Consider the following 12,465-nt stretch of genomic DNA (forward strand, 5'->3'; position numbering starts at 1 on the left):
GAAGAGGGCCTGCTGCGCAGTCCATCGGGGATAAATCCCCCTCGCCACAGATCAATACACAAGCACAGACAACTACACAGGCACAAAAAAGCCCGCCATTTCGGCGGGCTTTTGCATGGTGGCGAATCAGAGCAGAAAGATCGTCGCCAACCCCAGGAAGATGAAGAAGCCACCACTGTCGGTCATGGCCGTGATCATCACGCTGGCGCCCATCGCCGGGTCGCGGCCCATCTTGGCCAGTGTCATTGGGATCAACACCCCCATCAGCGCCGCGAGCAGCAGATTGAGGGTCATCGCTGCCGTCATCACCACGCCCAGCGACCAACTGCCGTAAAGCAGATAGGCGACCACGCCGATTACCCCGCCCCAGACCAGACCATTGATCAACGCGACCGCCAGCTCTTTGCGCATCAGCCGTGAGGTGTTGCCGGTGCTGACCTGGTCCAGCGCCATGGCACGCACGATCATGGTAATCGTCTGATTACCGGAATTACCGCCGATACCCGCCACGATCGGCATCAGCGCCGCCAGCGCCACCAGCTTCTCGATCGAGCCTTCAAACAGACCGATCACCCGCGACGCAACAAAGGCAGTGATCAGGTTGATCGCCAGCCACGCCCAACGGTTGCGCAGGGATTTCCAGACGGAGGCGAAGATGTCTTCCTCTTCGCGCAGACCCGCCATGTTGAGGACTTCGCTTTCGCTCTCCTCACGAATCAGGTCGACCATTTCGTCGATGGTCAGACGGCCGATCAGCTTGCCGTTCTTGTCGACCACCGGGGCCGAGATCAAGTCGTAACGCTCGAATGCCTGAGCAGCGTCATAGGCGTCTTCGTCCGGGTGAAAACTCACCGGATCGCTGGCCATGACTTCAGCAACCTGTTTCTCGGGATCGTTGACCAGCAGACGTTTGATCGGCAGTACGCCCTTGAGCACGCCGTCGTAATCGACCACGAACAATTTGTCGGTGTGGCCCGGCAGCTCCTTGAGACGACGCAGGTAACGCAGAACCACTTCGAGGCTGACGTCCTCACGGATGGTCACCATCTCGAAGTCCATCAACGCACCGACCTGCTCCTCGTCATAGGACAGAGCCGAACGCACGCGCTCGCGTTGCTGCTGGTCGAGCGTTTCCATCAGCTCATGGACGACGTCTCGCGGCAGCTCGGAGGCCAAGTCAGCAAGTTCGTCGGCGTCCATGTCCTTGGCCGCAGCCAGGAGCTCGTGATCGTCCATGTCGGCGATCAGCGTTTCACGAACGGAATCGGATACTTCAAGAAGAATGTCGCCGTCGCGATCAGCCTTTACCAGTTGCCAGAGCGTCAGACGGTCGTCCAGCGGCAGGGCTTCAAGGATGTAGGCAACGTCGGCGGAGTGCAGATCATCGAGTTTGCGTTGCAGTTCGACGAGGTTCTGCCGGTGAACCAGGTTCTCGACCCGGTCGTGATGCGCGCCTTCCTGGCGATGAGTCAGGTCTTCGACGACCTTTTGGCGCTGCAGCAGCTCAACCACCTGAGCCAGGCGATCCTGCAGGCTTTCCTGTGTTTTTCTTTACTTCGATTTCGGACATAGGCGAACTCCACTCCCAGCAGCGGGGCACGCCGGAAGGATCAATCAGTCAATTCATGATTGGTGAAACGGGCTACTGAGTAACTACTGGGTAAGTCCATGGAGGTTTTCCATAAGCCCCGGCGGGGCTGACGGGCGCAATGATACACCGCCTGACGGTTTTAAACGTTAAAAAATCGCGGTCGAAACAAGCGCTTGCGCAACAAAGCTGAGTGCTGTCCTGACCCGTGCAGATGCGACGACTCATCTTGAAAAGAAAACACACCGGCATTGAAAAATGTAGCGACTACCCTTGAGCGTAGACCGTCATGGAGGACGTCGAATGCTATCCAGAACATCCCGTTTTGTAGTCGCCAGCCTGCTCTGCCTGCCGCCCGCCGGGGCCGCCACCACCCTTCACCGATGCGAAGCGCCCGACGGCGGCATCACCTTCACCAGCCTGAGTTGTGCCAACGATGAGCAGCTCTCGGTGCAGCAGGTTCACCCCTACACGCCCGGCTCCGTCGTGCCGATCATGCCGGAACACAATCACGAAGAAATATCCGGTATGACAATCAAGGGACGTGAACCGGGCATCGTTGGCCGCCTGGAGGACAAATGCGGCAACCTGATCGATGCCAGGCAGCGTCGCGAAGCGATCATCAATCGTCGCGTTATCGCCGGAATGAGCCAGCGGGATGTCGAGAGCGCCCTCGGCAAACCGGACAAGGTGAATATTCGAACGTCGACAACGAGCTATCGCTATGACCTGAAACGCGGCCGTAGTGCTCAAGTCGATTTTGATGAGAGGGGATGCGTGAAAGGAAAAACCAAATCGCAGACAACAAAAAGCCCGCGTTAAACGCGGGCTTCTTGAATATGGTGCACTCGACAGGATTCGAACCTGTGACCGCTCGGTTCGTAGCCGAGTACTCTATCCAGCTGAGCTACGAGTGCATTTTGTGTTTTTAAACCAGACCACAACTGGCTGAATCCAAGTTACCTGCATTACTGCAAACAACTCTTAAAATGGTGCACTCGACAGGATTCGAACCTGTGACCGCTCGGTTCGTAGCCGAGTACTCTATCCAGCTGAGCTACGAGTGCATTTGTGTTTTTTTACCAGACCACAACTGGCTGAAGCCGAGTTCTTTATATCGCTATAAACAACTCTTAAATGGTGCACTCGACAGGATTCGAACCTGTGACCGCTCGGTTCGTAGCCGAGTACTCTATCCAGCTGAGCTACGAGTGCATTTGTTGCGCCGCATTATAGCCCGTCTAATCTCTATTCCAACCACTTTTTCTAATAAATTCAACAACTTACAGAAAAAGCCAGATTACAACGTACTAAGCAAATAATGGCGGAGAACGGGGGATTCGAACCCCCGACACCCTTTTGAGGTGTACTCCCTTAGCAGGGGAGCGCCTTCGGCCACTCGGCCAGCTCTCCGCAACACGGGGCGTATATTAACCACCTTCTTCCCCGTTTGCAAACATAAAAATCGATAAAAATTAATGGCTTGGTTCTTCGTCCTTCTCTTTCTTTATACGCAGGTAAATTTCCTCACGGTGCACGGCAACCTCTTTCGGGGCGTTGACGCCGATGCGCACTTGATTTCCTTTGACGCCGAGCACGGTCACGGTGATTTCGCCATCACCGATAATCAGGCTTTCTGCGCACCGACGAGTCAGAATCAGCATACCTTTCTCCTCACGCATTTCATTTCAGGGACAACAGTCTGCAAAAAAAAGGCACCCGACCTACAACCGGAGCGATCGTAGCCCTACATGCCTGAGTATTGACCAGCACGAGCAAAAGAACAGTTCAGGGGGCTCGCGCCATTCAAAAAAACAAAGGGCGCGGTCAGACCGCGCCCTTCAAGTAACCGGATTACTCGCCCTGACGGGCCGGAGCGTCCAGTTCGAAAGCTGTGTGCAGGGCGCGCACAGCCAGTTCCAGGTACTTCTCTTCGATCACCACGGAAACCTTGATTTCCGACGTCGAGATCATCTGGATGTTGATGCTTTCCTTGGCCAGGGATTCGAACATGCGGCTGGCCACGCCTGCGTGGGAACGCATGCCGACGCCGACGATCGAGACCTTGGCAATCTTGGTATCGCCTACGACTTCACGGGCACCGATCTCGCGAGCGGTGTTTTCCAGCACGGTCTGTGCGGCCTGGTAGTCGTTGCGGTGCACAGTGAAGGTGAAGTCGGTGGTGTTATCGTGCGCGACGTTCTGCACGATCATGTCGACTTCGATGTTCGCGGCACTGATCGGGCCGAGAATCTTGAACGCCACGCCCGGGGTGTCTGGCACGCCACGGATGGTCAGCTTGGCTTCATCGCGGTTGAAAGCGATGCCGGAAATGATCGGCTGTTCCATGGTTTCCTCTTCATCAATAGTAATGAGGGTGCCCGGACCCTCCTTGAAGCTGTGCAGTACGCGCAGCGGAACGTTGTACTTGCCGGCGAACTCCACCGCACGGATCTGCAGCACCTTGGAACCGAGGCTGGCCATTTCCAGCATCTCTTCGAAGGTGATCTTGTCCAGACGCTGAGCGACTGGCACCACGCGCGGGTCAGTGGTGTAGACACCATCGACGTCGGTGTAGATCTGGCACTCGTCAGCCTTCAATGCAGCCGCCAGTGCCACGCCCGTGGTGTCGGAACCGCCACGACCGAGGGTGGTGATGTTGCCGTGCTCGTCGACGCCCTGGAAACCGGCGACAACCACCACGCGACCTGCTTTCAGATCACCGCGAATCTTCTGGTCATCAATCTGCAAGATACGCGCTTTATTGTGCGCACTGTCCGTCAGGATCCGCACCTGATTACCGGTGTACGACACCGCCGGCACACCGCGCTTGATCAGCGCCATGGCCAACAGGGCAATCGTCACCTGCTCACCGGTGGAAACGATCACGTCCAGCTCACGCGGAACCGGTTGCACGTCGCCACTGATTTGCTTGGCCAGATCGATCAGACGGTTGGTTTCGCCGCTCATTGCAGACAGCACAACCACCAGGTCATCGCCGGCATCGCGGAATTTCTTAACCTTGTCGGCGACCTGCTCGATTCTCTCGACAGTGCCGACCGAGGTGCCTCCAAATTTCTGTACGATCAAAGCCATTTCAAAGCCGCCTCTGCCCATGAAGGGCGCCCAATAATCACTCGAACAGCCGCCGGACCCGCCACTAGACTGCGGGCCCGGCGGGCCGTCTTATAAACCCTGCTCGACGAATGGAACGGTCAGCGCCAGAGCGCCATCCAGTGCGCCGGCGTCGACACCGCCGCCCTGCGCCATGTCCGGACGACCACCGCCCTTCCCGCCCACTGCCGCAGCAGCTTGCTTCATCAAATCACCGGCTTTGAGTTGGCCAGTCAGGTCCTTGGTTACGCCTGCAACCAGTACGACCTTTTCCTCATGGACACTGCCGAGCAGGATCACTGCGCGACCGAGTTTGTTTTTCAGCTGATCAACCAGCGCCAGCAGCGCCTTGCCGTCCTGACCATCCAGACGTGCAGCCAGCACCTTCACGCCTTTGACGTCGACTGCCGAGTTCGACAGATCGTCGCCGGCGGCGCTGGCAGCCTTGGCCTGCAACTGCTCGAGTTGCTTTTCCAGCGCGCGGTTGCGCTCCAGCACGGCCGACAGCTTGTCGATCAGATTGTCGCGGCTGCCCTTGACCAGGTTGGCCGCTTCCTTGAGTTGTTCTTCAGCAGCGTTCAAGTAGGCCAGCGCCGCAGCACCGGTGACTGCCTCGATACGACGCACACCCGATGCCACACCGCCTTCGCTGATGATTTTCAGCAGGCCGATGTCACCGGTACGGTTGGCGTGGATACCGCCACACAGCTCGACAGAGAAGTCGCCGCCCATGCTCAGCACGCGCACGTTGTCGCCGTACTTCTCGCCGAACAGCGCCATCGCGCCCTTCTGCTTGGCGGTTTCGATGTCGGTTTCTTCGGTTTCAACCGCGGAGTTCTTGCGGATCTCGGCGTTGACGATGTCTTCCAGCGCTTTGATCTGCTCTGGCTTGATCGCCTCAAAGTGGCTGAAGTCGAAGCGCAGACGCTGGCTATCCACCAACGAACCCTTTTGCTGAACGTGCTCGCCCAACACCTGACGCAGCGCAGCGTGCAGCAAGTGAGTTGCGGAGTGGTTCAGCGAGGTCGCGTGACGCACTTCGGCATCGACGTGGGTTTCCACTGGCGCGCCAATGGTCAGGCTGCCGGAATCCAGCACGCCGTGGTGCAGGAATGCGCCGCCGGTCTTGGTGGTGTCACGGACGTCGAAACGCGCGTTACCGGCCTGCAGGAAACCGCAGTCGCCGATCTGGCCGCCGGATTCAGCGTAGAACGGCGTCTGGTTCAGCACGATCACCGCCTCTTCGCCTTCACTCAAGACGTCGACCGACTGGCCATCTTTATAGATAGCGACGATTTTTGCCGAGCCGCTGGTGTCGGTGTAGCCGGTGAACTCGGTGGCCACATCAACCTTGACCAGGGTGTTGTAATCCAGACCGAACGAGCTGGCCGAACGCGCGCGCACGCGCTGGGCTTCCATTTCACGCTCGAAGCCGACTTCGTCGACGGTCAAGCCACGCTCGCGAGCGATGTCGGCGGTCAGGTCCATCGGGAAACCGTAGGTGTCGTAGAGTTTGAACACTACGTCGCCCGGCACCACGGTGCCTTTGAGTTCCAGCAGATCCTGTTCGAGGATCTTCAGGCCGTGCTCCAGGGTCTTGGAGAACTGCTCTTCTTCAGCCTTGAGTACGCGCTCGATGTTGCTCTGCTGCTTCTGCAGTTCCGGGAAGGCTTCGCCCATCTCGGCAACCAGCGCCGCGACGATCTTGTAGAAGAAGCTGCCAGTGGCGCCCAGCTTGTTGCCGTGACGGCAGGCGCGACGGATGATCCGGCGCAGCACGTAACCGCGACCTTCGTTGGACGGCAGCACGCCGTCGGCGATCAGGAAACCGCACGAACGGATGTGGTCGGACACCACTTTGAGCGACGACTGATCGCCGTTTTCGCAACCGATGGCTTCAGCCGAGGCTTTGAGCAGGTTCTTGAACAGGTCGATGTCGTAGTTGGAATTGACGTGCTGCATCACCGCACTGATCCGCTCCAGGCCCATGCCGGTGTCGACCGACGGCGCTGGCAACGGATGCAACACGCCATCGGCGGTGCGGTTGAACTGCATGAACACGTTGTTCCAGATCTCGATGTAACGGTCGCCGTCTTCTTCCGGCGAACCCGGTGGGCCGCCCCAGATGTGGTCGCCGTGATCGTAGAAAATCTCGGTGCAGGGGCCGCACGGGCCGGTATCGCCCATGGTCCAGAAGTTGTCGGAGGCGTAAGGTGCGCCTTTGTTGTCGCCGATGCGGATCATGCGCTCGACCGGCACACCGATTTCTTTGGTCCAGATGTCATACGCTTCGTCGTCGGAGGCGTAGACGGTGACCCAGAGTTTTTCCTTCGGCAGTTTCAGAACGCCGGTCAGGAAGGTCCAGGCGAAGGTAATCGCGTCGTGCTTGAAATAGTCACCGAAGCTGAAGTTACCGAGCATTTCGAAAAAGGTGTGGTGACGAGCGGTATAACCGACGTTTTCCAGGTCGCTGTTCTTGCCACCGGCACGCACGCACTTCTGGCTGCTGGTTGCGCGGGTGTACGCGCGCTTTTCCTGGCCCAGGAAGCAGTCCTTGAACTGGTTCATCCCCGCGTTGGTGAACAGCAGGGTTGGGTCGTTGCCCGGAATCAAAGAGCTGGAGGCTACACGGGTGTGGCCTTGCTCTTCGAAGAAGCGAAGGAAGGCTTCACGGATTTCTGCGCTTTTCATTAGGTTCTTCCACGGAGGCTGCGGCCAAAGGCCTGTACGAAACGTCAACAGACGAAACGACGGCAAAGGGCCGCATTATATCGGCCCTTCGCGCGGGGTACAGCGTGTTTATACGATAGTAACGGTCAATTGGACGGCTAACGCTGTCACTTGCGCGAAAACTCGACGAATGTCGCGATCACTTGCTCGATTTGCGAGCGATTGACGTCCATGTGCGTGACCATGCGCAAGCGCGCGGCGGCGCTCAACTTGATCCCGCGTTCGGCGGCAAACGCCTTGAGCGCTTCGGCACGGTCGCCCGTTTGCACGTAGACCATGTTGGTCTGCACCGGCTCGACGCTGAACCCGGCCTCGCGCAGGCCTTCGGCCAGATAGTGCGCGTTGGCATGGTCATCCGCCAGACGCTCGACGTGGTGATCCAGCGCGTACAGCCCCGCCGCCGCGAGCAAACCGGCCTGACGCATGCCGCCGCCGACCATTTTGCGCAGGCGACGGGCCTTGCCGATCAACTCGGCTGAACCGCACAGCACCGAACCCACCGGCGCGCCAAGGCCTTTGGACAGACACACCGACACCGAATCGAAATGCCGGGTGATTTCCCGGGCATCCACACCAAGCTTGACCGCCGCGTTGTACAACCGCGCGCCGTCCAGGTGCAGGGCCAGACCATGCTTCTGGGTAAATTGGCGCGCGCGGACCAGATACTCCAGCGGCAGCACTTTGCCTTGCATGGTGTTTTCCAGCGCCAGCAAACGGGTCCGGGCGAAATGGAAGTCATCTGGCTTGATCGCTGCCGCGACCTGCTCCAGATCCAGCGAACCGTCGGCCTGCACCTCCAGCGGCTGCGGCTGGATCGAGCCGAGCACCGCCGCGCCACCGCCCTCGTATTTATAGGTGTGCGCCTGCTGGCCGACGATGTATTCGTCGCCACGTTCGCAGTGCGCCATCAGGCCCAGCAGGTTGCTCATGGTGCCGGTCGGTACGAACAGCGCAGCGGCGAACCCCAGGCGCTTCGCCAGTTCCGCCTCCAGACGATTGACCGTCGGATCTTCGCCGTACACATCGTCACCGGTGGCCGCCGCTGTCATCGCATCGAGCATGGCAGGAGTCGGTTGGGTAACGGTGTCGCTGCGAAGATCGATAATGCTCATGAACCTGGCCTCAGAGTCAGCAGGGGAAATCCCTTTTCGAAGGTGAATTACTGCGGTCATGGCGCCAATTTATCAACCCTTGAATGAGAAAAGGTCAGATTACTTCTTGAGAACACACTTCCACAGGTTCTGTGCAAGGCCGGAAAATATGTGATAAAAACGCTGCGCCGCCCGAGAACGGGCGGCAAAAACGTTCTCAGGGCGGGGTGTAATTCCCCACCGGCGGTAATTGCGCGCAATGCGCATAGCCCGCGAGCGCTTGGCGACGGACACGGCAAAGGCTGTGATCGGCGGCAAGGTCAGCAGACCCGGTGTGATTCCGGGGCCGACGGTCATAGTCCGGATGAAGAGAGAACGGGATTGACGCCAAAGGGCCGTCCGCGCGCTTTTGTGCTCGTGCGTACCCTTGAATCCCTTTCGATTCATAACGCCCTGTTTTTCACACAAACAGGAGTCAGAACATGCAACCCACCGCTATCGACAGCAAAAGCAAACACCCCCACGGCGAGCGCGTTGCGTTCATCCAGGCCTGCTGGCACAAGGAAATCGTCGACCAGAGCCGTAAGGGCTTCGTCGCCGAAATGCTCGCTCAGGGTTATCAGGAATCGGACATCGATTTCTTCGAAGTCGGCGGCGCCTTTGAAATGCCGCTGCACGCCAAGTTGCTGGCCAAGACCGGCCGTTATGCCGGCATCGTCGCGGCCGCTCTGGTCGTGGACGGCGGCATCTATCGTCACGAGTTTGTCGCCCAGTCAGTGGTCAGCGGCCTGATGCAGGTGCAGCTGGAGACCGAAGTGCCGGTGTTCTCGGTATCGCTGACCCCGCATCACTTCCATGCCGGTGAAGAGCATCAGAAATTCTTCTTCGAGCACTTCGTGCACAAGGGTCAGGAAGCGGCGCGGACTTGCGCGGATACACTGCAGAAGGTTCGCGCGCTGCGTCGCAGTGAGCCGCGTGCAGTCGCCGTCTGACCACAACGCTCCCCTGTAGGAGCTGTCGAGTGAAACGAGGCTGCGATCTTTTGATCGTCTAAAAACAAGATCTAAAGAATCGCAGCCTTCGGCAGCTCCTACAGGAATTTCTGTCAGCTCAGAGACGGCATCAGGCGAGGTTTTCGTCGGTGGCCGGCACGATCAGGATGCCCGCGCGCAAGCCGTTCTTGACCTTGGGGTTCGGGAAGATGATGCGTGCGCCCTCTTCCTCGATGATCCAGCGGGTATTGGCCAGATCTTCGGCCAGCACATAACCGACGTCCAATTCAGAAAAGTTCTCGATGTCCGCCGGCAGGTTCAGGCGGAACGCATCGCTGTGCTTGATGATTTCCCGGGCGACGCTGAACAGCTGCAAACCCTCCAGTCCCTCTGCAGCCAGATCCGGCTCATTGCCCTCGATGATCTGCTTCAGACGGGTTTCCAGACGTGAAACATCCACCCCTTGGTTCTGCCCGAATGGCCGCGCCTTCCCCAGTTCCAGGGTGAAAGCCTCGGCGCCGAGCTTGTCGTAGGTGTAGGAACTGAACACGATCGACGGCTTGTTCTGCAACAGCACCGCGTCCATCCCGGCAGCACGCAGACGCGCCAGTTCGCGGCGCGAATGCTGGCGCCCTTCTTTCCACGGATACAGGGCGAACTGCTCGATCTTCGAACCACGAATCGCGGTGTGCAGGTCGTAGTGCAGACGCTGACGGTCCGGCAGGCTGAAGAAACTCGCCGCCAGGCGTTCCAGCTCACAGGCGCGGATGGCTTCGGATCCGCTGGTTTGTTCATGCCGGCCGTTGAACAGCCGGTTGACGTCCTGCTCGACGAAGCGCTCGCCCTTGCGAATCGCTTCCGGATTGCCGAACAGGAACAAAATGCGCGCACGCGGCTTCAGATCGCCGCGTGCGATGTCATGCAGCAGCCGGTCGAGCAATTCGATCGGCGCTGTTTCGTTGCCGTGGATGCCTGCCGACAGCAGCAGGTCCAGGCCATTGTCGCGCGCTTCGGGGGGCCGGACTTCCAGCGCACCCTCGCTCAACCAGCGCATGCGCACGCCTTCGACAGTCAGTTGAGTCTTCTCCGCCGGTTCACGGCCGGCGAGGGTCAGTTCAAGCAGTTTGCCGAGGGCGAGCATAGAGCGGTTTCCTTAGTGATCGTGGTTGCAATCCGGGCCGTGCACGTGGTCTTCGTCGCCGACCTCAGCCGGTTCCATTTCCAGTTGCAGACTGACCAGATTAGTTGCCAGTGGGCGCAGCAGCAGGTTGGCGTACTCTTCGTCACCTTCCTCGACATCCACGCCGATCAGCAGCTGGCCACGGCCGTCCTGCTGGATCCACAGCTCTTTGCCTTGCCACATGACCGCGACGCGGGTGCACGAGGTTTGCAGTTGCGTGCCGTCGGTGTCTTCAAGGATCAGCTGCAGGGAATCGCTCATGTTTTTACTCTCTTGGGGAGACAAGCCGCGCGTCGCGTTCGGCGACGCGCCGGCCATCAATTGATCTGGAATGGATAAACCGCGCCCAGTTTAAGGATTTGCGTCAGTTCATCCAGTGCCGTCCGGCATTCAAGCAGCAATTGCGGGTCCGCTAGATCGGTTTCGCTCAAGCGGTCGCGGTAGTGCTTTTCAACCCATGCGGTCAACGAACCGTACAACGGTGCGGTCATGATAACCCCTGGGTTGACGGCCGCCAGCTCGGTTTCGTTGAGCGCGACGCGCAGTCGCAGGCACGCCGGGCCGCCGCCGTTCTGCATGCTTTGCTTGAGGTCGAAGACTTTGACTTCGCGGATCAGACCGCCGGAGCTGGTCAGCCCCTGCAAGTAGTTCCACACGCGCTCGTTGCCACGGCACTCTTCCGGCACGATCAGCAGCATCGAGCCATCCGGACGCGACAGCAACTGGCTGTTGAACAGATAGGAACGCACCGCATCATCCACGGTGACCGCCGAACGCGGCACGCAGACCGACTGGAACTGGCCACCGACCTTGGCCAGTTTGCCCTGCAACTCGGCCAGCATTTGCTCGGTGTCGAGGAACGCGTCCTCGTGATAGAACAACACCTCGCCGTTACCCACCGCGATCACGTCATTGTGGAATACGCCCTGGTCGATCACCGCCGGGTTTTGCTGCGCGTAGACCACGCCCTCGTCACGCAGACCGTGCAGACGCGCCACCGCTTGCGACGCTTCCAGCGTCTGGCGCGCCGGGTACTTTTGCGGCGCCGGGTAACGGGTGTCGAAGGCACTGCGCCCGAACACGAAAAACTCGACACCGGCCTCGCCGTATTCACGGCAGAAACGCGTGTGGTTGGCCGCGCCTTCGTCACCGAATTGCGCCACCGCCGGCAACGCGGCGTGGTGGGCGAAGTGCTGCTGATCGGCGAACATCGCACCCAGCACGCGGCTGGTGGTCGGGTGTTCGATACTGCGGTGGTATTTGCAGTTGAGGTTGGCGGCGGTGAAGTGCACGCGACCGTCAGCGGTGTCGGCACTCGGGCTGACGGTGGCGGCATTCGCCACCCACATGCTCGACGCCGAGCAACTGGCAACCAGCAACGGCATGGCTTCTTTTGCGGCGCGCTCGATCACTTGCGCGTCGGTGCCGCTGAAACCCAGGCGGCGCAATGCGGCCACGTCCGGACGCTCCTGCGGCGCCAGCACGCCTTGCTGAAAGCCCATTTCCATCAGCGCTTTCATTTTCGCCAGACCTTGCAGCGCCGCTTCCTTCGGGTTCGAGGACTGCTGGCTGTTGCTCTGGGACGCGACGTTGCCGTAGGACAGACCGCCGTAGTTATGGGTCGGCCCCACTAGACCGTCAAAATTGACTTCATAGGATTTCATCAGCGAGGCTCCACGAGAATCTGTTGTTATAGGCTTCAGTAACTATTCTTTGAGACCGCGGCGCGGCCATCGCTGGCAAGCCAGCTCCCCACAGCGATCTCATCGC

The 12,465-nt window shown here is 59.3% G+C and carries 9 protein-coding genes, 4 tRNA genes, 1 pseudogene and 1 riboswitch; of the genes and pseudogenes, 2 read left to right on the plus strand and 12 right to left on the minus strand.

Annotated features, from left to right (window positions below):
• Positions 1 to 126: 126 nt before the first annotated feature.
• A pseudogene (mgtE, locus tag HT737_RS07780) lies at positions 127 to 1,570 on the minus strand (magnesium transporter).
• Positions 1,571 to 1,891: 321 nt separating this feature from the next.
• Here mgtE and HT737_RS07785 point away from each other — a divergent pair.
• Entirely contained in the window at positions 1,892 to 2,410 is a 519-nt protein-coding gene (locus HT737_RS07785; RefSeq protein WP_182402085.1) for a cell envelope protein SmpA, read from the plus strand.
• Between the two features lie 18 nt (positions 2,411 to 2,428).
• Here the strand turns inward: HT737_RS07785 and HT737_RS07790 are convergent.
• The 8 genes from HT737_RS07790 to ltaE form a co-directional block, all read right to left on the minus strand.
• Positions 2,429 to 2,505, minus strand: a tRNA-Arg gene (locus tag HT737_RS07790).
• 73 nt (positions 2,506 to 2,578) lie between these two features.
• Positions 2,579 to 2,655 (minus strand) — tRNA-Arg (locus HT737_RS07795).
• A gap of 71 nt (positions 2,656 to 2,726) precedes the next feature.
• Positions 2,727 to 2,803, minus strand: a tRNA-Arg gene (locus tag HT737_RS07800).
• 107 nt (positions 2,804 to 2,910) lie between these two features.
• Positions 2,911 to 3,001, minus strand: a tRNA-Ser gene (locus HT737_RS07805).
• A 62-nt stretch (positions 3,002 to 3,063) separates the two neighbouring features.
• The gene (gene csrA / locus HT737_RS07810) at positions 3,064 to 3,252 is read right to left on the minus strand and encodes a carbon storage regulator CsrA (RefSeq protein ID WP_002554426.1); all 189 of its coding nucleotides are present in this window, start codon (positions 3,250 to 3,252) and stop codon (positions 3,064 to 3,066) included.
• A 190-nt stretch (positions 3,253 to 3,442) separates the two neighbouring features.
• Complete coding sequence (locus HT737_RS07815) at positions 3,443 to 4,684, minus strand: aspartate kinase (protein WP_025112914.1); 1,242 nt, start codon at positions 4,682 to 4,684, stop codon at positions 3,443 to 3,445.
• A 90-nt stretch (positions 4,685 to 4,774) separates the two neighbouring features.
• A complete protein-coding gene (gene alaS / locus HT737_RS07820; RefSeq protein ID WP_086794684.1) occupies positions 4,775 to 7,393 on the minus strand; it encodes an alanine--tRNA ligase in 2,619 nt (872 codons plus the stop codon).
• Positions 7,394 to 7,539: 146 nt separating this feature from the next.
• A complete protein-coding gene (ltaE, locus tag HT737_RS07825) occupies positions 7,540 to 8,544 on the minus strand; it encodes a low-specificity L-threonine aldolase (protein WP_182402087.1) in 1,005 nt (334 codons plus the stop codon).
• Between the two features lie 188 nt (positions 8,545 to 8,732).
• Positions 8,733 to 8,904: riboswitch (FMN riboswitch) on the plus strand.
• A gap of 101 nt (positions 8,905 to 9,005) precedes the next feature.
• Between ltaE and HT737_RS07830 the strand changes: the two genes are divergently transcribed.
• A complete protein-coding gene (locus HT737_RS07830) occupies positions 9,006 to 9,515 on the plus strand; it encodes a 6,7-dimethyl-8-ribityllumazine synthase (RefSeq protein WP_047295837.1) in 510 nt (169 codons plus the stop codon).
• 130 nt (positions 9,516 to 9,645) lie between these two features.
• Here the strand turns inward: HT737_RS07830 and astE are convergent, their stop codons facing one another.
• The 3 genes from astE to astB are packed head-to-tail and all read right to left on the minus strand — an operon-like array spanning position 9,646 to position 12,359.
• Complete coding sequence (gene astE, locus HT737_RS07835; RefSeq protein WP_047295839.1) at positions 9,646 to 10,656, minus strand: succinylglutamate desuccinylase; 1,011 nt, start codon at positions 10,654 to 10,656, stop codon at positions 9,646 to 9,648.
• A gap of 12 nt (positions 10,657 to 10,668) precedes the next feature.
• On the minus strand, positions 10,669 to 10,956 hold the full coding sequence (locus HT737_RS07840) for a hypothetical protein (protein ID WP_007963090.1): 288 nt from the start codon (positions 10,954 to 10,956) through the stop codon (positions 10,669 to 10,671).
• A 56-nt stretch (positions 10,957 to 11,012) separates the two neighbouring features.
• Positions 11,013 to 12,359 carry an N-succinylarginine dihydrolase gene (gene astB / locus HT737_RS07845; protein WP_027612640.1) on the minus strand — a complete coding sequence of 449 codons (1,347 nt, stop codon included), beginning with the start codon at positions 12,357 to 12,359 and terminating at the stop codon, positions 11,013 to 11,015.
• Positions 12,360 to 12,465: the final 106 nt, after the last annotated feature.

Source organism: Pseudomonas sp. MD195_PC81_125 (genome assembly GCF_014060985.1).
Lineage (GTDB): Bacteria > Pseudomonadota > Gammaproteobacteria > Pseudomonadales > Pseudomonadaceae > Aquipseudomonas > Aquipseudomonas parakoreensis.